General features: G+C 72.3%; 17 protein-coding genes and 3 pseudogenes. 6 read left to right on the plus strand and 14 right to left on the minus strand.

Going from position 1 to position 20,470, the window contains the following annotated elements; genetic code table 11:
• Positions 1 to 142 precede the first annotated feature (142 nt).
• Together ACH4YP_RS21685 and ACH4YP_RS21690 are read right to left on the minus strand one after the other, a co-directional pair.
• Complete coding sequence (locus ACH4YP_RS21685; protein WP_361054729.1) at positions 143 to 1,720, minus strand: alkaline phosphatase D family protein; 1,578 nt, start codon at positions 1,718 to 1,720, stop codon at positions 143 to 145.
• Positions 1,721 to 1,916: 196 nt separating this feature from the next.
• A complete protein-coding gene (locus ACH4YP_RS21690) occupies positions 1,917 to 3,359 on the minus strand; it encodes a PLP-dependent aminotransferase family protein (RefSeq protein ID WP_398491875.1) in 1,443 nt (480 codons plus the stop codon).
• 47 nt (positions 3,360 to 3,406) lie between these two features.
• On the opposite strand from ACH4YP_RS21690, the pseudogene ACH4YP_RS21695 reads away from it, so the two are divergent.
• A pseudogene (locus tag ACH4YP_RS21695) lies at positions 3,407 to 4,195 on the plus strand (EamA family transporter); the annotation flags it as partial.
• A 96-nt stretch (positions 4,196 to 4,291) separates the two neighbouring features.
• Here ACH4YP_RS21695 and ACH4YP_RS21700 read toward each other — a convergent pair.
• A complete protein-coding gene (locus tag ACH4YP_RS21700) occupies positions 4,292 to 5,122 on the minus strand; it encodes an alpha/beta fold hydrolase (RefSeq protein WP_398491877.1) in 831 nt (276 codons plus the stop codon).
• A 307-nt stretch (positions 5,123 to 5,429) separates the two neighbouring features.
• Between ACH4YP_RS21700 and ACH4YP_RS21705 the strand changes: the two genes are divergently transcribed.
• Together ACH4YP_RS21705 and ACH4YP_RS21710 are read left to right on the plus strand one after the other, a co-directional pair.
• Positions 5,430 to 6,314: an RNA polymerase sigma-70 factor gene (locus ACH4YP_RS21705; protein WP_398491879.1), complete on the plus strand. Its 885-nt coding sequence runs from the start codon at positions 5,430 to 5,432 to the stop codon at positions 6,312 to 6,314.
• A gap of 248 nt (positions 6,315 to 6,562) precedes the next feature.
• Entirely contained in the window at positions 6,563 to 7,324 is a 762-nt protein-coding gene (locus ACH4YP_RS21710; RefSeq protein WP_398492206.1) for a GntR family transcriptional regulator, read from the plus strand.
• 76 nt (positions 7,325 to 7,400) lie between these two features.
• On the opposite strand, the gene ACH4YP_RS21715 is transcribed toward ACH4YP_RS21710, so the two are convergent.
• The 3 genes and pseudogenes from ACH4YP_RS21715 to ACH4YP_RS21725 form a co-directional block, all read right to left on the minus strand.
• Positions 7,401 to 8,558: an ROK family transcriptional regulator gene (locus ACH4YP_RS21715; protein ID WP_361054740.1), complete on the minus strand. Its 1,158-nt coding sequence runs from the start codon at positions 8,556 to 8,558 to the stop codon at positions 7,401 to 7,403.
• A gap of 102 nt (positions 8,559 to 8,660) precedes the next feature.
• A complete protein-coding gene (locus ACH4YP_RS21720) occupies positions 8,661 to 9,323 on the minus strand; it encodes a response regulator (RefSeq protein WP_398491881.1) in 663 nt (220 codons plus the stop codon).
• Between the two features lie 14 nt (positions 9,324 to 9,337).
• Positions 9,338 to 9,856 (minus strand): annotated as a pseudogene (locus ACH4YP_RS21725) (sensor histidine kinase); the annotation flags it as partial.
• On the opposite strand from ACH4YP_RS21725, the pseudogene ACH4YP_RS21730 reads away from it, so the two are divergent.
• The 3 genes and pseudogenes from ACH4YP_RS21730 to ACH4YP_RS21740 all read left to right on the plus strand — a co-directional run.
• Positions 9,852 to 10,142, plus strand: a pseudogene (locus tag ACH4YP_RS21730) (ABC transporter ATP-binding protein); the annotation flags it as partial. The pseudogenes ACH4YP_RS21725 and ACH4YP_RS21730 sit on opposite strands and share 5 nt — an antisense overlap.
• Before the next feature lie 2 nt (positions 10,143 to 10,144).
• Positions 10,145 to 10,870, plus strand: a complete 726-nt coding sequence (locus ACH4YP_RS21735; RefSeq protein WP_398491883.1) for an ABC transporter permease — start codon at positions 10,145 to 10,147, stop codon at positions 10,868 to 10,870.
• Positions 10,871 to 10,935: 65 nt separating this feature from the next.
• Positions 10,936 to 11,382: a hypothetical protein gene (locus ACH4YP_RS21740; protein WP_398491885.1), complete on the plus strand. Its 447-nt coding sequence runs from the start codon at positions 10,936 to 10,938 to the stop codon at positions 11,380 to 11,382.
• A gap of 53 nt (positions 11,383 to 11,435) precedes the next feature.
• Here the strand turns inward: ACH4YP_RS21740 and mug are convergent, their stop codons facing one another.
• The 8 genes from mug to ACH4YP_RS21780 all read right to left on the minus strand — a co-directional run bounded on the left by mug (position 11,436) and on the right by ACH4YP_RS21780 (position 20,310).
• The gene (mug, locus tag ACH4YP_RS21745) at positions 11,436 to 11,981 is read right to left on the minus strand and encodes a G/U mismatch-specific DNA glycosylase (RefSeq protein ID WP_361054822.1); all 546 of its coding nucleotides are present in this window, start codon (positions 11,979 to 11,981) and stop codon (positions 11,436 to 11,438) included.
• Positions 11,978 to 13,417: an adenylosuccinate lyase gene (purB, locus tag ACH4YP_RS21750; RefSeq protein WP_398491887.1), complete on the minus strand. Its 1,440-nt coding sequence runs from the start codon at positions 13,415 to 13,417 to the stop codon at positions 11,978 to 11,980. Before purB ends, mug begins: the two co-directional genes overlap by 4 nt.
• 161 nt (positions 13,418 to 13,578) lie before the next feature.
• The gene (locus ACH4YP_RS21755) at positions 13,579 to 13,920 is read right to left on the minus strand and encodes a DUF4326 domain-containing protein (protein WP_361054755.1); all 342 of its coding nucleotides are present in this window, start codon (positions 13,918 to 13,920) and stop codon (positions 13,579 to 13,581) included.
• Positions 13,921 to 14,072: 152 nt separating this feature from the next.
• Positions 14,073 to 14,855 (minus strand): SGNH/GDSL hydrolase family protein, encoded by a 783-nt coding sequence (locus tag ACH4YP_RS21760; RefSeq protein WP_361054757.1) that lies wholly within the window; start codon positions 14,853 to 14,855, stop codon positions 14,073 to 14,075.
• 82 nt (positions 14,856 to 14,937) lie between these two features.
• Positions 14,938 to 15,960 (minus strand): hemolysin family protein, encoded by a 1,023-nt coding sequence (locus tag ACH4YP_RS21765; RefSeq protein WP_361054760.1) that lies wholly within the window; start codon positions 15,958 to 15,960, stop codon positions 14,938 to 14,940.
• Positions 15,957 to 17,351: a hemolysin family protein gene (locus ACH4YP_RS21770; protein WP_361054762.1), complete on the minus strand. Its 1,395-nt coding sequence runs from the start codon at positions 17,349 to 17,351 to the stop codon at positions 15,957 to 15,959. The genes ACH4YP_RS21765 and ACH4YP_RS21770 overlap by 4 nt, the downstream gene beginning before the upstream one ends.
• 211 nt (positions 17,352 to 17,562) lie before the next feature.
• Positions 17,563 to 17,988: a GNAT family N-acetyltransferase gene (locus ACH4YP_RS21775; RefSeq protein ID WP_361054765.1), complete on the minus strand. Its 426-nt coding sequence runs from the start codon at positions 17,986 to 17,988 to the stop codon at positions 17,563 to 17,565.
• A gap of 69 nt (positions 17,989 to 18,057) precedes the next feature.
• Positions 18,058 to 20,310: a hypothetical protein gene (locus ACH4YP_RS21780; RefSeq protein WP_398491890.1), complete on the minus strand. Its 2,253-nt coding sequence runs from the start codon at positions 20,308 to 20,310 to the stop codon at positions 18,058 to 18,060.
• Between the last annotated feature and the right edge of the window lie 160 nt (positions 20,311 to 20,470).

Here is a 20,470-nt window from a genome sequence, read left to right on the forward strand (position 1 = left end):
CGGGCCAACGGCCGTGCCGCGCACCGGGGGATGACTCCGGTACGCGGCACGAGGTTCGAGAGTACGGGACTTGCTGCCCCGCGCAGACGCGAACCTGCCGACCCGCGCGGACGCGAACGGGGCGTCCCGCGTGCACGCGGGACTACTGGCCCACACGCCCCGGCTGCAGCACCTTCGTGAACAGCACCGCCCCGCCGGTCGCCCGCAGACGGACCGTCAGTTCGCCGCTGTCACCGTCGATGTCGACCTCGCCGAAGTACTGCGGGGACTCCATCGGTGAAACGTTCGCCCTGTCGGGTGCCTTGACGAAGACCCGGTCCGGACCGAACGTGCCGTCCAGCGCGTTCGCCTGGAAACCGCCCGCGGCCAGTGGACCGGAGACGAACTCCCAGAACGGCGCGAAGTCCTTGAAGGCGGCCCGCGACGGGTCGTAGTGCTGCGCCGAGGTGTAGTGCACGTCCGCCGTCAGCCACACCGTGCCGGTGATCCGGCGGTGCTTGACGAACCGCAGCAGCTCCGCGATCTGGAGCTCGCGGCCGAGCGGGGCGCCCGGGTCGCCCTGTGCGACGGCCTCGATGTCCGTGGCGCCGTCCGGCACGACCAGACCGAGCGGCATGTCCGAGGCGATGACCTTCCACACGGCGCGCGACCGTGCCAGCTCCCGCTTCAGCCAGACCAGCTGCTCCGCGCCCAGGATGCCGTTGGTGTCGTCGGGCTGGCGGTCCGGGGAGTTGGCGTTGCGGAAGGTACGCATGTCGAGCACGAACACGTCCAGCAGCGGACCGTGGCGCACGACGCGGTGCACCCGGCCGTCCTCGCCCGTGGGCGGGAGCGTGGAGATCGGGAAGTACTCGCTGAACGCCTTGCGGGCGCGGGAGGCCAGCGTGTCGACGTCCTTCACCGTGTAGCGGTCGTCGGTGAGGATCTCGCCCGGGTACCAGTTGTTGACGACCTCGTGGTCGTCCCACTGGGTGATCGTCGGCACCTGCGCGTTGAACCGGCGTACGTTCTCGTCGAGCAGCGAGTAGCGGAAGTTGCCCCGGTACTCGGCGAGGGTCTCCGCGACCTTGGACTTCTCCTCGGTGGTGACGTTCCGCCAGACACGGCCGTCCGGGAGCGTCACGGACGCCGACAGCGGGCCGTCCGCGTAGATCGTGTCGCCGCTGCACAGGAAGAAGTCCGGGTTCAGGCGGCGCATCTCCTCGTACGCGTAGAGGCCGCCGATGTCCGGGTTGATGCCCCAGCCCTGGCCCACGATGTCGCCCGACCAGAGGAACCGGACGTCCTGGCGCCGCTTGGCGGGGGCGGTCCGGAAGGTGCCCGGTACGGGCTCACCGGTGCGGCGGTCGTCGTCCGGGTCGGCCAGCGTCACCCGGTAGTGGATCTGCTCGCCCGCCGGCAGACCGCGCAGCGGGACCGTACCCGTGAAGTCGGTGCCGGCGCCCAGGAGCGGGCCGTGCCACCGTTTCGCCCTGCGGAACGACTCGGTCGCGGAGGTCTCCACGATCATGCGCGCGGGGCGGTCGGAGCGCACCCATACGAGGCCGGAGTTCGTGGTCACGTCTCCGGCCTGCACACCCCACTGCGCCTTCGGCCGGCCGGACAGGGCGAACGCCGGGGCCGCGGCGGAAGAGGGCAGGGCGAGCGCCGCCGACGCGGCGAGCGAGCCGCGCAGGACGCTGCGGCGGCCGGGGGACGGGCTCGGCGGGCGGTGTGACATGGGACGCCTCCTGGGACGGGTCGGACCAGTGTGCACGGCCACAACTACTGGTGCGCCGCAGCGCACACGCAAACCACAAGTGAACAACGTGCTCCGCCGGGTTGGGACCGGGTGGACGAGGGCGATAGGTGACGTGCGGGTCGCCTGTGGCCTGTCGCGCAGTTCCCCGCGTCCCTGAGGGGGACACGAGCGACTCCTACCTGGATCGTGCCGCCTCCGCCATCAAGCGCACCCCCTCCCGGATTCGGGTCGGGGAGACATGGGCGTAGCCCAGCACCAGGCGCACCCTGTCGCCCTCAGCTTGAGCCCACGTGTAGTCCTTGAGGGGGCGTACGGCGACTTTGGCCGCGGTCATGGAGACCAGGAAGTCGTCCTGCGGCCCGTAGCGGTCGGGCAGCGTGGCGATGACATGGAGGCCGGCGGCGATGCCGGAGATCTCCGCGCCGGGAAAGTGGTCCTCCAGGGCCGCGACCAGCGTGTCGCGGCGCTCCTTGTACGCGCGCTGGCAGCGGCGGAGCTGGCGGTCGTAGTCGCCCCGCTCCACGAAGCGGGCGAACAGGGCCTGGTCGACGACGGGATTGCCGAGGTCCATCGTGCGCTTGCGCTCGACGACCTCCTCGGCGAGTGCCGCCGGTACCAACAGCCAGCCGAGCCGCAGCCCGGGTGCCAGGGACTTGCTGACCGACCCCGTGTACGCGACGTGCTCCGGATCGAGTCCCTGAAGGGCGCCCACCGGGGCCCGGTCGTACCGGAAGTCCCCGTCGTAGTCGTCCTCCACGACGAGCCCGTCCACGGCGCGCGCCCAGTCGAGGAGTTCGGTGCGGCGCCGCGCGGAGTACGCGATCCCCGACGGGAACTGGTGCGCCGGCGTCGTCACCACCGCCCGCACCCCCGACGCCCGGAGCGGCCCGCTGGCCAGCCCTTCGTCGTCCAGGGGCAGCGGTACGGTGCCGATGCCCGCCGACGCGTACAGGGCGCCGTGCTCCGGGCTCGCGGGATCCTCCACGCCGACGGTGCGCACCCCGCGCGCGTGGAGCACGAATCCGAGCAGTGTCATCGCCTGTGCCACACCGGAGACGACCATCACCCGCTCCGGATCCGCGACCACGCCCCGGCGACGGGCCAACAGCTCCGCGAGAGCCGTACGCAGCCGGGGAAGTCCGCGCGGGTCCGGGTACCCCAGCGCGTGGTGCGGCAGTTCGGCGAGCACTCCGCGCTGCGCGGCCGACCAGGCGGCGCGCGGGAAGAGCGACAGGTCGGGTGTTCCGGGCAGGAAGTCGGCGCGGGCACCGGGGGAGCGGGGAGCGAGGTCCCGCGCGCGTGGGAGGGCTGCCCGGACGGCCCCGCCGACCCACGTCCCGGCACCCCGGTTGCTGCGCAGATAGCCCTCGGCGGTCAGTTGCTCGTACGCCTCGGTGACCAGGCCCCGGGACACCCCGAGATCGGCGGCGAGTTCACGGCTGGACGGCAGCCGGGTGCCGGGCGTCAGCCGCCCCGAACGGACCGCCTCGCGCAGCGCGGCCTGCAGCGAACGGCCACGCGCGCGTGCCGGTGCCGAGGCGGCCGGCAGGAGCAGTTCCCACGCGGCGGCCCACCCCGCGGCTCCGGGCGCATCCGGACTGGTCCCCGATGACGTCATGGAAGTGGACCTTAAACCGGGCCGCCGACCTTCATAGCGTCACAGGCATGAACGCCACCACCACCCGCGGGGCCCTGCTCGCCGCCCTCGCCTGCGTCCTCGTCGGAGGCTCCTTCACCGCCAACAGCGTCCTGGGCCACTACCCGTACGCGGGCGGCCAGTTCCTCCGCTACGGCCTCGCCTGTCTGCTGCTCCTGCCGCTGGTCGGACGGGGCGGCGCGGCACCCCTGCGCACTCTGACGCCGGCCCAGTGGACACGGCTCGCGCTGCTCGCGGCCGTCGGCATGGTCGGGTTCAACCTCGCCGTGATCGCGGCCGAACGCACGGCGGAACCCGCGGTACCGGGTGTCTTCGTAGGCTGCGCCCCGGTCGTCGTGGCCGTTCTCGTACCTCTCCTGGAGGGCCGCCGGCCCCAACGGATCGTCCTGTACGGGGCGTTGCTGGTGGCCTGCGGCGCCTTCGCCGTCCAGGGGTGGGGACGCGCCGACGGAGCCGGAATCGCCTTCTCCTTGTGCGCGCTCGTCGGAGAGGTCGGTTTCGCGGTGCTCGCCGTGCCCGTGCTGCGGCCGCTCGGGCCGCGGCTGCTGTCCGCCGCCGTGTGCGCGGTCGCGGCCGTCGAGTCGGCGGTGGCCGGGGTGATCGTCGACGGCCGCGCCTGGCTGCGGACACCCGACACCACCGAGACCGCCGCCCTGTTGTGGCAGGCGGCGATCGTCACGGTCATCGGCTTCGTCTGCTGGTACATGGGCATGCAGCGCATCGGCGCGGAGCGCGCCACGCTCTTCTCCGGGCTCATCCCCGTCGCGGCGGCCTGCACGGCGCCCATCGTCGGAACGGGCTCGTACGGGGCCCCACAGGCCGTCGGCAGTGCCCTGGTCGGTGCCGGAGTCGCCCTGGGATCGGGCGCGTTGAGCCGGCGGAGGCGGGGCAGGTCAGCGGCTGCCGTCCAGGACGACCCGGGCGACCAGCGCGGGGTCGTCGTTCATCGGGACGTGCCCACAGCCGGGCAGCCGCACCAGCCGGGCCCGCGGAATGATCTGCTTGGCCCGGATCCCCTGCCGGCGCACCAGAATCCGGTCCCGGGTGCCCCACGCGACGGTGACGGGGAGTCCGGGGACGTCGTCGGAGAACTGCACCGAGCCACCGGCCCTGAGCGTCTCGGCGAATCCCTGGGCGTTGGCCAGCGCGAGGGTCTCGGCGACGACGGCCTCGGGTGAACGGCGGCCGGGGCGCGCGTAGATGCTGCTGGTCAGCACGGTGCGGCCCGCCGCCGACCGGGACAGGCGCTCGACCATCGGCAGCGGCATGCTCCGCGCGGCCGCCCGCATCGCCTGCAGCAGACCGAACGCGTACCGCCGCTCGACCGGCGACCAGAACCCGGCGGGCGACAGCGCCGTGACGGACCGTACGAGCTTCTCGCGGCCCAGCTCCAGGGCGAGCAGCCCGCCCAGGGAGTTGCCCGCCACATGTGGCCGGTCGAGTTCCAGCGCCTCGCACAGCCCGCTGAGCGCGGTGTTCATCGTCGACAGGTCGTGGGCGAGTCCGTCCGGCAGCGCGGGCGACTCGCCGAAGCCGGGCAGGTCCACCGCGATCACGTCGCGTTCGGCCGCCAGGATGTCGACGACCGGGTCCCAGGCCTGCCGGTGGTGGCCGATCCCGTGCAGCAGCAGGAGCGGTTCGCCGCTGCCCACGCGCGTGTACGCGAGGGTCACGGTCCGCGGGCCACGCGGAGAGGGGACGCTGAAGGAGACCGTGGCGGACATGGAGCTGCTCCTCGTCTGATGACCGGCTGACTCCTAGACAGCTTGTCAGCAATTACTACCCGCGGGTAGCCCCCAGATGCCGCCAACCTCCTGGGCGTACGGCCCTCCACCTCTCGGGCGTACGGCCCTCCACCTCTCGGGCGTACGGCCCTCCACCTCTCGGGCGTACGGCCCTCCACCTCTCGGGCGTACGGCCCTCAACGCCTGCCGTGCACCTCCCGACCGGTCCCGTACGCGGGGCCACCGTGTGCGGGACCACCCGTTATTCGCCTGGACACGACCCGAGGCGTCGGGTTGGGATGGTGCCGTGGCTACCGACACCTTGACCGAGGTCTTCGAAGAACACCGGCCCGTCCTGACGGGCGTCGCCTACCGCATGCTCGGCCGGGTGGCCGACGCCGAGGACGTGGTCCAGGAGGCATGGCTGCGCTGGTCCGGCGCCGACCGCTCCGACGTGCGCGAACCGCGCGGATATCTGGTGCGCGTCACGACACGGCTCGCCATCGACCGGCTGCGGCAGGTCCAGTCCCGCAAGGAGGCCTACGTAGGGCCCTGGTTGCCCGAGCCGTACGTCACCGACTTCGGGGCCACCGCCCCCGACACGGCGGAGCGGGCGGTGCTCGCCGACTCCGTCTCCCTGGCCGTTCTCGTCGTCCTGGAGTCCCTGTCGCCGCTGGAGCGCGCGGTGTTCGTGCTCCGGGAGGCCTTCGGCTATCCGTTCGCGGACATCGCGGTCACGCTCGACCGCAGCGAGTCCGCGGTGCGACAGCTCGCCGGGCGGGCCCGCCGGCACGTCGAGGAGAAGCGGCCGCGCTACGAGGTCGACCCCGCCGAACAGCGCGATCTCACCGAACGGTTTCTCGCCGCCGCGACGGAGGGTGATCTCGAGGGATTGATGTCCCTGCTCGCCCCGGACGTACGCCTGGTGGGCGACAGCGGCGGCCGGGCCCAGGCACCGCTGCGGGTCCTGGAGTCGGCCGACAAGGTGGGCCGTTTCATCGCCGGAATCTCGCAGAAGGGCATTGCGGACGCATCGTTCCGCTTCCTGGAGGTCAACGGCGGCCCGGCGCTCCTCGTGCTGTCCGGCGACAAGCCCGACAGCGTCCTCCAACTGGACGTCGTGAACGGCCGGATCCAGTGCGTCTACATCATCCGCAACCCTGAGAAGCTGCTGTCGCTCGCCGTCGACTGACCCGCCCCGCCCCGCCCGGCCCGAGCCCCCGTCCACGAGACGGGGGCTTTGCCGTTGTGTCATGAAAGCGGCGCATCGCGAACGCCGTATGAACGCTCTGTGCAAACACGCCTGTGCGAGCTGTAACGGATCGAGGATTGGTCTTGACCAAGGGTGGGGGCCGCCATATGGTCACAGGGATAGTGCAGGAACCTTTAATAAACAAGGGCGTTAAAAGCCGCCGGGACACGGCGATTGCGGAGGACACGGTGGGGACCACGCAGTTGGATACGGTGCCGGAGCCCAAGTACTGGCATCTCAAGACCGTGCTCAGCGAAGCACTGGACTCCGAGTTCTCGGTGGGCGAGATCCTGCCCAACGAGCGTGATCTCGCAGCCCGGTTCGGCGTCGCCAGGGCCACGCTCCGCCAGGCCCTGGAGCAGCTCGAACTGGAAGGCCGGCTCCAGCGCCGCCGCGGCGTCGGCACGACCGTGGCACCGCCACGGATGGGCGTGGCCGTCGGATCCGAGCAGCACACGTGGCCGGGCGCGGTCGGCGACGCCTGGCAGCTCGCGGACTGCACGCTGGCGGCCCCGCCCTCGGCGGTGGCCGAGGCCCTGGAGACCGAGCCCGACGAGCAGGTGCACGTCGTGCGCCGCTCCCGGATGACACACGGTCAGCCCGTCGCTGCCGAACTGCTCTACATCCCGGCCGCCTCGGTGCCCGACCTCTCCGGCATCGACGCGCCCTCGGGAGCCGCGCGCGCGCGTGCCGTGCTGCGCGAGCTCCAGCGCCTCGGCCTGGAGGGCCAGGACCGCTCCGTGGAGCTGGGCTCGGCCCGGGCGGACGACGCCAAGGAACTGGACCGGCTCCCCGGCGCGCCCGTCCTCGTCGTCACCACCCGCTTCGTCGCCGAGGGAGGCACGGCCGCGGTCTCCGTCGCCACGTACCGTGCCGACACCTGCCGGCTGACGTTCGCCGACTCGGGCGGCGTGGAGATCCACCACGACCCGGAGCGCCGCGCCTCCTGACGGTCCTCCACTCGTACGCGTCGCGCCCCGGGACTCCGGGTCGCGACGCGTTCCGTTTCCCGCCTCCCGGAGCCGTTCAGCGGCGTGCCGTCACGGTGCCCTCCACCGCGAACAGCTGCTCCTCCACATGGTCGAGCGCCAGCCGCAGCGCGCCCGTCGCCACCGCGGCCTCGCCGAGCAGCGACAGCGTCACACGGGGCGGCCGCAGACAGTAGCGGGCCAGCTCCTTGCGCAGCGGCTCCAATACGCCGTCGATGCCCGCCGCCCAGCCGCCGATCACCACGAGCTCGGGATCGAGCGCCAGGACCAGCGCAGCCACGTCATGGACCAGACGCTGGATGAAGCGGTCGACGGCCGCCAGCGCCCGCTCGTCGCCCTCACGCGCGTGGGTGAACACTTCCGCGACGGCCTGCTCGTCCAGGGGATGCAGCGGCTCGTCCGTCGTGGACAGCAGCGTCTCCGGAGTGACCTCGCGGCCCAGCAGGTGGAGCGCGCCGATCTCGCCGGCCGCGCCCCCGTAGCCGCGGTGCAGCCGACCGCCGATGAGGGATCCGGCGCCCGGACTCAGTCCGGCCAGCACGAACACCATGTCGTCGGACTCGGTGGCCGCGCCCTTCCAGTGCTCGGCGACCGCCGCCGCGTTGGCGTCGTTCTCGACCAGCACCGGACACTTGAAGGAACGGCGCAGCCGCTCGCCCAGCGGAAGCCCCGTCCACTCGGGCAGCGCCGTACCGAGGCGTACGGTGCCGTCGGCCTCCACTATCCCGGGCGTGGCCACGCCGACGGCCCGCAGGGACCCCCGCGCGACCCCGGCACGGCGCAGCAGCTCCGCGACGGCCGTACGCAGCCGTTCGAGCCGCTCGTCCGCCGACGCGGTCTCGCACACGTCCTTGGCGAGCGAGCCGAGAATCCGGCCGTCCAGGTCCGAGAGGAGCGCGGCCACGCGGTGCGGGCCGATCTCCAGGCCCAGCAGATGGCCCGCCTCCGCCCGGAAACGGAACCGGCGCGCGGGACGGCCCTGGCGCCGGGCAGCGCCCTCCTCGGCCGCCGTCTCGACGACGAGCCCGCCCTCGATGAGCCCCTCGACGACACCCTCGACCGTGGGCCGGGACAGCCCGGTCACCCGGGTGATCTCGGTGAGCGTCGCGAACTCCGTGGCGCGCAGCGCGTGCAGCACCACCGCGGAGTTGATCCTCCGCAGCAGAGAGGGATCCCCGCCGGTCAGCCGCCCCAACGTCCGTCCTCCCAGCTAGTACGCGTGTTGGTTGGGCGGATCGTACTCGGCGCGGCGGCCTCCGGCGAGTGCCGGGGACGTCCTCCTCGCCCGAGGCCGGAATCAGCCGGGCGCCACGAACCCCGACTCGTACGCCGCGATCACCGCCTGCGTACGGTCCCGCGCCCCCAGCTTCGCCAGTACGGCGCTGACGTGTGACTTCACCGTCTCGGTGCCCACGATCAGCCGCGTGGCGATCTCCGCGTTCGACAGACCCCGGGTCATCAGCCGGAGCACCTCCGCCTCGCGCTCGGTAAGGGCCGCTCGGTCCAGCACGGCCCGGGCCGCGGGATTCCCGCCGCCGTCCCCGTACTCGGCGGCCAACTGCCGTACCGAAGCCGGGAACAGCAGTGACTCGCCCTCGGCGACCAGTCGCACCGCGTGCACGATCTCGGCCGGCCGGGCCCGCTTGAGCAGGAAACCGTCGGCACCCGCGCGCAGCGCCTCGTACACGTACTCGTCGTTCTCGAAGGTCGTCACCACGAGGATCTTCGGCGGGATGTCGATCGTCCGCAGCACCGCGCGCGTGGCCTCGATGCCGTTCAGGAGCGGCATTCGGACGTCCATCGCGACGACGTCGGGCCGCAACTGCCGGACCAGCGGGATCACCGCCGCGCCGTCGGCCGCCTCCCCGACCATCATGATGTCGGGCTGCGCCTCCAGAACGGCACGCAGACCCGCGCGTACGAGGGGTTCGTCGTCGACAATCAGAACGGTGACCGGCACCCGGCCGGCGTAGGTCAGCGTAGCGGCAGCTCGGCGTGCACCTGCCAGTCACCTTCGTGCGGACCTGTCCGCGCGCTGCCGCCCAGCAGCGCGGCCCGCTCCCGTATGCCCCGCAATCCGCTGCCCCGGCCGGGACCCGGTATGTCCGCCGTCAGCGGATTGCGCACCTCCAGGGAGAGCGCCCCGTCGTCGACGGCGATACGGACCTGGACCGGTACGGATCCCGCGTGCCGCAGCACATTGGTGAGCGACTCCTGGAGGATGCGGTAGCCCTCGTGCGAGACCGGGCCGGGCACGGTCTCCACGGGGCCCGTCGCCTCGGCGTCGACCTTCGCCCCCGAGGCGCGCGCCGACTCCAGGAGCCGGTCGGCCTCCACCGGCGTCGGCCGGCCGCTCGCGGGACGCTCCGACTCGCGCAGCACGCCGAGCACCCGTTCCAGGTCCTCCAGCGCGGCACGGCCCGTGTCCTCGATGGCGACCAGGGCCCGGTCGGTGAAGCCGGGGTCGCCCGCTGCCCGCGCGGCGCCCGATGTCGTCCACGCGCGCGTGGAACCCCGTGTACGTGTCCGTACCACGGACGGTGCGGCACTCCGGGACCTGCTCGCCCGGCACGGGTACGCCGCTGTGCAAGGGGAGGGGGAACGGTGGATCGTGCGCCACGCGCGCGTGGACGACATCGGCCGCCTCACATCCGCAGCGGGGGTGCCCATCCTCGAACTCGCGGCGGAGGAGGGCACGCTGGAGCAGGCCTACCTCGATCTGACGGCCACGGAGGCCGAGTTCGCCGCCCAGTCCCCAACGCAGCCGCTGGACGCCTGACCGTGCCGTTCGCACCCGTGCTCCACTCGGAGTGGCTCAAGATCCGCACCCTGCGGTCGCTCGTCGCGGGACTGGGTGCCGTCGTCCTCGTCACCGCGGCGTTCTCCGCGCTCGCCGGCCTCGGCAACTCCACGGACGCGGACTTCGACCCCTCGTTCTCGGCGTTCTTCGGCGTCAGCTTCGGGCAGATAGCGGCGATCAGGTTCGGCGCGCAGGCCGTCGCGTCCGAGTTCCAGTCAGGCGCCCTGCGGGTCTCACTGTCCGCCGTGCCCCACCGCGGACGGTGGTTCGTGGCGAAGACGACAGCCATCGGCGCCCCCGTCCTGGCCGTCGGCCTACTCACCGAGTGCGTGAGCCTCGCCGTGGGCAAGGCCGTCCTCGGCGACCGGGCGAGCGGGATGAGCTGGAGCGAAGGGCTGCGGGGAATCGTGGGCTGTGGGATCTACGTGGCCCTGATGGCCCTCTTCGCGGCCGGGCTGGCCGCGCTGCTGCGCAGCGGTGTCGCGACACTGAGCATCCTCATCCCCTTCCTCCTGATCGTCTCCTTCGTGATCGGGGACGTGTCGGGGAGCGCCGCAGCTTTCCTGCCCGACAAGGCGGGGCAGGTGGCGCTGCACGAGACATGGGGCGGCGTGCTCGGGCCGTGGACCGGGCTCGGGGTGACGGCGGTGTGGGCGGCGGGCGCGCTTCTGGCCGGAGCCTGGAGCGTTCGCCGTCGGGACGTGTGAACCCGGGTACCCGATGTCACCTGACGGGCCGCCAAGTGTCAGTGGTGACCGCTTTACTGGACTTCATGACCACTGAGCGACACCTCGCCACGATCGACGAGCTGTGCGTCCGGGACTTCCCCGCGGCGCACGGCTGGTCGGACATCGGCGCGGGGGGACCCGGCTACCACCTGGTGGTGCTGGAGACGACGCACGGCTTCGGGACCGGTGACCAGGGGGAGCGGACGGAGATCGCGGACCAGTTCACCGCCTACAGAGAGGGCGTGGCCCAGCGGCTGAACGAGCGTTGGGGAAAGGCACATCCCACGAGCCTGGACGGTGTCTTCCTGCGCTCCGAGGACCCGGACGAGCAGATACCGAAGCCGTGGGCCTACCTCAGCGCCTACGTGAGATACGTGGACCTGTGGGAGGCCGACGGCACCGGGCGCTGGGTAGCCGTCGGAGTCTCGGAGCCGAGGGAAGGACTGGAAGTCCAACTCTTCGCGCTGGTCACGGAGTTGGCCCCGCCGTGAGCCGTGAGCCGTGAGCCGTGAGCCGTGAGCCGTGAGCCGTGAGCCGTGAGCCGTCACGCCTGCGCGGCCTCCCGCAACCGGCCGAACTCCTCCGCCATCGTCGCCGCCGTCCAGTGCGCGTTCAGACCGCTGGGGTTGGGCAGCACCCACACACGAGTCGAGCCGAACGTCCGCTCCTGCGGCCCGATCTTGGCCCGGCGGTCGTCGAAGGCCGCCCGGTAGGCGGTCACGCCCACCACGGCGAGCCACCGCGGGCTCAGCCGCTCCACCTTGGCGGCGAGCAGTCTCCCGCCCTCCCGGTACTCCTCGGCGCTCAGCTCGTCGGCCCGGGCGGACGCCCGCGCCACCACATTGGTGATGCCGAGCCCGTACGAGAGCAACTCGCCCTGCTCCGACGGCTTCAGCAGCCGGGGCGTGAAGCCGGACAGATGCAGCACAGGCCAGAAGCGGTTGCCGGGGCGCGCGAAGTGGTGGCCCGTCGCAGCCGTCATGAGTCCGGGGTTGATGCCGCAGAACAGCACCTGGAGACCGTCCGTGACGACATCCGGCACGAGCCGGTCGCGGGCGGCCTCCAGTTCGGCGGGGGTGAACCGCGTCAGAGGATCGCCCCCGGCGTGTAGCCCGCGGCCTGCGGGTGCTGCTTCACGATCTCCTCGATCCGGGCGACGACCGCGGTCACCTGGTCGGCGGCGGCACCCGTGAAGGACAGCTTGTCGGCCATCAGCGCGTCGAGCCCGGCGCGGTCCAGCGGGATGCGCTCGTCCGCGGCGAGCCTGTCGAGCAGTTCGTTGCGCTCGGCGCCCTGCTCACGCATGGCGAGGGCGGAGGCGACGGCGTTCTCCTTGATGGCCTCGTGCGCGACCTCACGGCCGACGCCCGCGCGCACCGCGCCCATCAGCACCTTGGTCGTCGCGAGGAAGGGCAGGTAGCGGTCCAGCTCACGCGCGACGACGGCCGGGAACGCGCCGAACTCGTCGAGCACGGTCAGGAACGTCTCCAGCAGACCGTCGAGCGCGAAGAACGCGTCCGGCAGTGCGACCCGGCGCACCACCGAGCAGGACACATCGCCCTCGTTCCACTGGTCGCCCGCCAGCTCGCCCGTCATCGAGGCGTAGCCGCGCAGGATCACCATCAGGCCGTTGACGCGCTCGCAGGAGCGGGTGTTCATCTTGTGCGGCATCGCGGAGGAGCCGACCTGACCGGGCTTGAAGCCCTCGGTGACCAGCTCGTGCCCGGCCATCAGCCGGATCGTCTTCGCCGTGGACGAGGGCGCCGCGGCCAGCTGCACCAGCGCCGTCACGACCTCGTAGTCGAGCGAGCGCGGGTAGACCTGACCGACGGACGTGAACGCCTGCGAGAAGCCCAGGTGCCCAGCGATCCGCTGCTCCAGGTCCGCGAGCTTGGCGGCGTCCCCGCCGAGCAGGTCGAGCATGTCCTGGGCCGTGCCCACCGGGCCCTTGATGCCGCGCAGCGGGTAGCGGGCGAGCAGCTCCTCGACCCGGCCGTACGCGACGAGCACCTCGTCGGCGGCGGTCGCGAATCGCTTGCCGAGCGTCGTCGCCTGTGCCGCCACGTTGTGCGAGCGCCCCGCCATGACCAGCTCGCCGTACTCGCCCGCGAGCTTGCCCAGACGGGCCAGGACGGCCACCGTACGGTCGCGCATCAGCTCCAGGGAGAGCCGGATCTGCAGCTGCTCGACGTTCTCGGTGAGGTCCCGGGACGTCATGCCCTTGTGTACGTGCTCGTGCCCGGCGAGGTCGTTGAACTCCTCGATCCGCGCCTTCACGTCGTGCCGCGTGACCTTCTCGCGCTCGGCGATCGAGGCCAGGTCGACCTGGTCGAGGACCCGCTCGTAGTCGGCGAGGGCGGCGTCCGGCACCTCGATCCCGAGGTCCTTCTGGGCCCGCAGCACAGCGAGCCAGAGCTGACGCTCCAGCTTCACCTTCTGCTCGGGGGACCACAGCGTGGCGAGCTCGGCCGAGGCATAGCGGCCGGCGAGGACGTTCGGGATACGGGGCTTTGCGGGCGCAGTCACGTGTACGGATTCTACTGGCGGTTCCCGCAGGCCAGCGCCACGGGCCCGTTTGTCGGAAGCTACGAGAGAGCGGGCGGGCGGCCGGGAGGTGGCCAGCGGTGATCCACGGATTCCCTGGTGATGATCCTCTAGCGCTGATCCACGGATTCCGACCCGGCGGCCTACGATCCCGCGTCGGCCAACTCCGCCAGGATGTCGCCGTGGCACAGCTCCGGCACGCACCAGCAGGCCAGCGTCCTGTCGCGCAGCTCCGGCACGAGGGCGAGCAGCTCGGGGCGTTCGAGGAGGTACGCCCGGTACTTGGCCATCACCTCGGCACGGGTGCCGTCGCGTTTCCTGGTGGCGGTGTCGTAGGCGAACGGGTTGTAGAGCGGGTGCTGGGGGAGGTCCCAGTGACCCATGGTCCAGCGGCGGCCGACGTACACGAGGTCCGCCGGGGCGTGCTCCAGGCGGGGACCGAAGTCGTGGATGCGGCCCTTGAGGTTGACGACGGTGGTGGTCACAGGGGGCTCCGTTCCCTTGGCGCGGCTCGTGGAGCGGCGAGCCCGATCATGCGCCGCACGGGCCGCACACGCCACCGGCCGGCGGCCCGCCGGACGCCGCGAAGGGCGCGACGTCTCCCGCACCCTGCGTCCGGGGCCCTTGCCGGCAGGGCCTACGCCCCCGGCGTCTCGTACGGCAGCAGGTCCGGGCGCTTGGCCGGGCGTCCGTCGCCCGACGAGCGGCCGGTGAGGCGGCGGCCGATCCACGGCAGTAGGTACTGGCGGGCGAAGCGGGCGTCGGCGGTGCGGCGGGCGCCCCAGCCGGGCGGGGCGGACGGCGGCATGGGTGTGCGCCAGTCGGCGTCCTCCGCGTCGTGGCCGAGTGTCTGCCACACCGCCTCGGCAACCCGGCGGTGTCCCTCGCCCGTCAGGTGGAGCCGGTCGACGTCCCACATCCGGGGGTCGCCCAGCGACGGTGCTCCGTACAGGTCGACCACGAGCGCGCCGTGCCGGGACGCGAGGTCGTCGACGCAGGCGAAGAGTTCCTCCATGCGCGGGCGGAACCGTGCCAGTACCGGGCCCTGGCGGCCGGGGCTGCGCATCAGGACCAGCTGCTCGCAGGCGGGGGCGAGGCGCTCGACGGCCTCCTCAAGGAGTCCGCGGACCAGCCCCATGTCGCACTTGGGGCGCAGCGTGTCGTTGAGCCCGCCCACCAGGGTGATCACGTCGGGCCGCATCGCCGCGGCGACGTCCACCTGCTCGGCGACGATCTGTCCGATGAGCTTGCCGCGTACCGCGAGGTTGGCGTACCGGAACTCGGGAGTCCGAGCGGCCATCCGGGCCGCGAGGAGGTCGGCCCAGCCCCGGTACGAGCCATCCGGGAGGCGGTCCGACATGCCCTCGGTGAAGGAGTCGCCGATCGCGACAAAACTGGTGTAGGTGGCATTCGTCTGCATGGCGGAAGAGATGATAACCCGTGCACATACCCACCGGTCTGCCGCCCGGCGCACGCCCTGTCACGCCGCCCGCTCCCATCCATCACACCGGCTGCCCGAACAACTCCCTCAGCACGTCCTCCATCGTCACCAGCCCCGCCAGCCGCCCGTCCGTACCCAGTACCGCGGCCAGGTGCGTACGGCTGCGTCGCATCGCCGTCAGTACGTCGTCCAGTGGCGTGCTCTCCCGGACGCGCGCGATGGACCGCATGTCCTGGACCCGGAACGGCAGGTCGCGCGGCATCGCGTCGAGCGCGTCCTTGACGTGGAGGTAGCCGACGATGCGACGCCCCTCGTCCACGACGGGGAAGCGGGAGAAGCCGGACTCGGCGGACAGCGCCTCCAACTGCTCGGCGGTGACGCCCACGCGCGCGTAGACGACGCTCCCCAGCGGGAGCACCACGTCCCGCACCGGACGACGCCCCAGTTCCAGGGCGTCGTGCAGCCTCTCCTGCGCGCGGTCGTCGATCAGCCCGGCCTCGCTGGAGTCCTTGACCAGCCGGGCCAGTTCCGTGTCCGAGAACGTCGCGGACACCTCGTCCCGCACCTCGACCCGCAACAGCTTCAGCAGCCCGTTCGCGAACGCGTTGATCGTGAAGATCACCGGCCGCAGCGCCCGCGACAGCCCGACCAGCGGCGGACCGAGCAGCAACGCCGTCCGCACCGGCTCGGCGAGCGCGATGTTCTTCGGCACCATCTCACCGAGGAGCATGTGCAGATACGTGGCCAGGGAGAGCGCGATCACGAACGAGATCACGTGCCCGGTGCCCTTCGAAAGACCCACCGCGTGGAACAGCGGCTCCAGCAGATGCGCGATCGCCGGCTCCGCGACCACACCCAGGACCAGCGTGCACAGCGTGATGCCGAGCTGCGCCGCCGCCATCAGCGCGGACACGTGCTCAAGCCCCCACAGCACGCTGCGCGCCCGCCGGTCGCCCTCCGGACCGCCCTCCATGGACTGCTCGATCTGACTGCGGCGCACGGAGATCAGCGCGAACTCGGCCCCCACGAAGAAGGCGTTCACGACGAGGGTCGCCAGACCGATGAGCAGTTGTACGGCGGTCATCGCTCGCCCCCTTCACGAGATTTCCCGGGCCGTTCGGACTTCCCAGGTCGTTCGGATTTCCCGGGCCGTTCGGACGGGACGTCCACGGCACGAGGCGCGTGCATCAGCACCCGCGCGGCCCGCCGCCCCGACGCGTCCCCCACGTCCAGCCGCCAACCGGCGACCTCGACCGTGTCCCCCTCGGCGGGAATGCGCCCCAGCTCGGCCGCGATCAGGCCCGCGAGCGTCTCGTACGGCCCGTCCGGCGCGCGCAGACCGACCCGGGCCAGCCGGTCGATGCGTACGGAGCCGTCGGCGGAGTACAGCGTGCGGTCCTCGTCGTCCGTGCCGGCCGGGGCCAGATCGGGTGTCTCGTGGGGATCGTGCTCGTCCCGCACCTCACCGACGACCTCCTCGACGATGTCCTCCAGGGTCGCGACCCCGGCCGTGCCGCCGTACTCGTCGATGACGACGGCCATCGTGCGCCTTCCGGACAGCCGGTCCAGGAGCCGGTCGACGGTGAGCGACTCCGGTACGAGCAGGGGTTCACGCATCAGCGTCGACACGCGCGTACGAGCCCGGTGGTCGGCGGGCACGGCGACGCAGTCCTTGATGTGAGCGACACCGACGACCGAGTCGAGGTTGCCGCGGTAGACGGGGAAACGGGACAGTCCGGTCGCCCGGGTCGCGTTCGCCACGTCCTCGCAGGTCGCCTGGACGTCGAGGGCGATGACCTGGACGCGGGGCGTCATCACGTTCTCGGCGGTGAGGTCCGCGAGGTTCAGCGTCCGCACGAACAGCTCGGCGGTGTCCGGCTCCAGGGCACCCTGCTTCGCGGAGTGCCGGGCGAGGGCGACCAGTTCCTGCGGGCCGCGCGCGGAGGCCAGCTCCTCGGCGGGCTCGACACCGAAGCGGCGTACGACACGGTTGGCCGTGTTGTTGAGGTGGCTGATGAACGGCCGGAACAGTGAGCTGAACCAGCGTTGCGGTGTCGCCACCCGCTTGGCCACGGCGAGCGGTGAGGAGATCGCCCAGTTCTTGGGCACCAGCTCGCCGACCACCATCAGGAAGACCGTCGACAGGGCCGTACCGATGATCAGGGCGACGGACGAGGACGCGGACTCCGGGACACCGGCGGCCTCCAGCGGACCCGCGATGAGCTTGGCCACGGACGGCTCGGCCAGCATGCCGACGACCAGGTTCGTGACCGTGATGCCGAGCTGGGCACCGGAGAGCTGGAAGGTGAGGTTCCGTACGGCCTTGAGGGCGCCCGCCGCGCCGACCTCGCCGCGCTCGACGGCCCGTTCCAGTTCGCTGCGCTCGACCGTGGTCAGTGAGAACTCCGCCGCGACGAAGGCACCGCAGGCGAGCGAGAGCAGCACCGCCACGGCGAGGAGGAGCACTTCGGTCATCGGGTCACCACCGTCCCATGATCGGCCACGGGTGGGGGAATCGCGCGACGGCGGCACGACGGCACGGCGGGGCGCCTTGCCGTCGGATACCGGGAGGCTCGCCCATGGGGGAGGCTCACACCTTCCTGGGGATACGACTTCGGGAGACGGCTTTGCCGGGGGAACGACCGGGTCCCCTGCGGACAGAGGATCAGGCACGCCCGCGCTTCGGTCAGTCGGCCAGTGGCTTGACCCAGCGTCGCCAGTGGTCCTCGCGATGGTAGCCAGTCGCGGCCCAGGTGTGCTGTGCCTGTTCGTTGGCCTCCAGGACCATGGCGTCGACGCGGCGCCCGCCCAGGGCCGCGAAGCGCTGCTCGGCCGCTTCCAGTAGAGCGCTCGCGATGCCCTGCCGGCGGTGGTCCGGGTGTACGGCCAGTCGGTAGGCGGAGCATCGCCATCCGTCGAAGCCGGCTATGACGGTTCCCGCCAGGGCGCCGTCGCGCTCCGCGAGGAGCAGGGCTTCCGGGTCTCGTGTGACGAGGGCGGCCACTCCGGCGTGGTCGTCACTGATGCTGGTTCCTTCCGCGGCCTCACGCCAGAAACGCAACACGGTGTCGATGTCGGCGAGGGTGGCGCAGCGGATGTGGAGATCACTCATGGGGCGAGCCAAGCAGAGCGCCGACCGGTCTGGCGAACGGATTCCGGACGGAGTGATCAAGTCCACGGATCATGAATCGTCGGTGCTGGTGCTGGTGCTGGTGCTGGTGCTGGTGGCGGTGGTGGCGGTGGTGGCGGTGGTGGCGGTGGCGGCGGTGCCGGTGTGCTCGGGCCCGGGCCATGCCCCGTGCTTCAGGTCCGATTCGGCGGCGGACAGATAGACGGCCGTGGCGAGCCACTGGGTCGCGTACTCGTCCGGGTCGGCTCCACTGTGGCGGCCGAAGACGTCGAGGGAGCGGCGCCCGGCCACCGCGCCGAGCGCGGTGACGAGGTCCGCGCCGGTGACGAACCCACCGCGGCGCAGCACGGCCGCATGGCCGTCGGGATCGTTGCCGCGCGTGGACTCGGCGGCGATCCGGCGTCCTCCCGTGACGGCCAGTTCGACCAGACGCCCGACGCGCCAGAGCGGAGAGTCGCCGGAGGAGTCGGCGCCGGAGGAGTCGGCGCTGGAGGAGGCGGGGGTGGCCGGGGTCGGCGAGGGGATGTCCGTTGGGAAGTGGCCGCTTTGCAGGAGGTCGTAGCCGAGGTCGGCGCGGCCCTGCCAGTCGTCCGGGAGCCGCAGGGTGGCCTCCGTGCCGGGTACGGGGCCGACGGCGAGCGCGCGGAGGGTCGTGACCCGGTCGGGGTCGAGGCGGCCGAGGACCCGGATACGCAGCCCGGGACGTGCGCCCAGCTGCCGGAAATTGGCCGTGTGGGCGAGAGCGGGGTGACTGTGGGCGGGGGCCAGCCGGACCGGTGGAGCGGGGACGGGAACGGGAGCGGGCCGGCCGTCCGCGAACGCGCTTCCTCCACAAGGCAGTTCACGGACCAGGAGATCCTCGCCGTCTGTCTCGGCGATCTCCACATCGCAGCCGATCAAGGGACGGGCGTACCCGGTCCCTCCGGGTTCACCAGCCCCTTCGTGGTCGCCGGCACCTCCGGGGTCACCCACGAGCGACGCCGGGAACCGCACGGCGGCGGACTCGGCGAGCGGGCGGGCGAACACCGTCGCCGGCGCGGCCTCGGTCCAGGGCCGTCCGGCGGCGAAGGTGGCACGGACACCTCTTTCCGCCAGCAGGCGCCCCTCCGGGGAGACGGTCGCTCCCGAGATGATCAGGCCGCCGCGCGACACCCGGGAGTGGTCGCTCAGGAAGCTCCGGATGGCGACCAGGGCGGTACCGGCCCGTCGGGCCCGTGCCGGGCCGCCGGGCTGGACGTCGCGGAGCGTGTACCAGCGGCCGTCGTCGTCGAGGAGGTGCGTGACCACTCCGCCGAGGTCGTCGGCGCCGATCACCGGTTCGCGGCAGACGCCGTAGAGCCGCAGTGACCCGTCGGGGCGGTGGTTGCGTCGGACGGCGCCGATCAGGGCGGGCTCGGGGTCGCCGGCCTTCAACAGGTGTGCCACGAGGAGGAGTTCACGCAGGGCGGTCACCAACTCGGCGAGTCTGCCCGGGCTGTACGGGTCGCGCGCCGTGCGCAGACAGCGCACCACACTGACGGCCGCGGCCTCCACGCGGTGGAGGCCCGTCAGACGCGCCGTGTGGGCCGCGCGGAGCAGCTCTGCCTGAAGTACCGCTCCCGTACCGGCCGTTCCGGCCGAGAGCACGGCTGCCGCCGCCGACCAGAGAGCGGCGGCGGCACCGATCTGGGTGGCCGAGGGACCTGCGGGGGCGTCGGCCGGGGTGTGGGCGGGCTCGGGGCGGGGGTCCGCGAGCCGGTTCGGCTCGGCGGGGTGGATCCGTCCGGTGGGGCCGGCCCCCTCGGCGGGGCGAACCTGCTCGGTGGGGCGGATCCCGTCGGTGGACCGGTCCGGTTCCACGACACGGGCCGCTCGGGCGACTCGGTCCGGCCCGGCGGAACGGTTCCGTTCCGCGGAACGGTCCGGCTCGGTCGGCGGAACAGCGTCGGTGGGTTCAGCGCCTGTGCCGAGCCCGGAGAGCACGGACGGGGCGATGTCCACGGGCCGCGCGGTTTCCGTGACGGCGACCGGGCAGGCGCCCAGTACCGCCGCCCGATGCAGACAGCGCGGTGCCAACAGGCAGGTGCAACGGGTCTGTTCGGTGTCGGTGACCGTGCCGGACGGGTCCGGCGCCAGGGTCACCAGGGCATCCTCGCCGCAGCGGACGCCGAACGTCCCGCCCTCGACGGTGACGGGTACGGCCGCCAGGCCCTCGACGGCCGCGTCCAGTCTGCCGCGGAGCCGGGTGGTGAGACTCTCCACCGCGGAGGCGAACACCTCCGGTGCGACCGGAGGGAGTTGGGCGGTCGTGCCGGAACGGGTCATCGGTGTGCTCCATGAGGGCGCCCGTCCACCCGACGGGCGAGCGAGAGGGACGAGAGGGAACAGAAGGACGCGGTGCGGGACGGTGAGGACGACTCGGACCGTCGTCGTGAGCGGCCGGGCAGACGAACGGCGTACGGGTGCACGGTCCGACGGGCGAAGC

It is taken from the genome of Streptomyces sp. NPDC020747, assembly GCF_044334695.1.
GTDB lineage: Bacteria > Actinomycetota > Actinomycetes > Streptomycetales > Streptomycetaceae > Streptomyces.

Excerpts from the sequence above, each read along its gene's own strand:
- ACH4YP_RS21685 (WP_361054729.1), bottom strand. The coding sequence starts at position 1,720 with ATGTCACACCGCCCGCCGAGCCCGTCCCCCGGCCGCCGCAGCGTCCTG.
- ACH4YP_RS21690 (WP_398491875.1), bottom strand. The coding sequence starts at position 3,359 with ATGACGTCATCGGGGACCAGTCCGGATGCGCCCGGAGCCGCGGGGTGG.
- ACH4YP_RS21700 (WP_398491877.1), bottom strand. The coding sequence starts at position 5,122 with ATGTCCGCCACGGTCTCCTTCAGCGTCCCCTCTCCGCGTGGCCCGCGG.
- ACH4YP_RS21740 (WP_398491885.1), top strand. The coding sequence starts at position 10,936 with ATGACCACTGAGCGACACCTCGCCACGATCGACGAGCTGTGCGTCCGG.
- ACH4YP_RS21760 (WP_361054757.1), bottom strand. The coding sequence starts at position 14,855 with ATGCAGACGAATGCCACCTACACCAGTTTTGTCGCGATCGGCGACTCC.
- ACH4YP_RS21765 (WP_361054760.1), bottom strand. The coding sequence starts at position 15,960 with ATGACCGCCGTACAACTGCTCATCGGTCTGGCGACCCTCGTCGTGAAC.
- ACH4YP_RS21770 (WP_361054762.1), bottom strand. The coding sequence starts at position 17,351 with ATGACCGAAGTGCTCCTCCTCGCCGTGGCGGTGCTGCTCTCGCTCGCC.
- ACH4YP_RS21775 (WP_361054765.1), bottom strand. The coding sequence starts at position 17,988 with ATGAGTGATCTCCACATCCGCTGCGCCACCCTCGCCGACATCGACACC.
- ACH4YP_RS21780 (WP_398491890.1), bottom strand. The coding sequence starts at position 20,310 with ATGACCCGTTCCGGCACGACCGCCCAACTCCCTCCGGTCGCACCGGAG.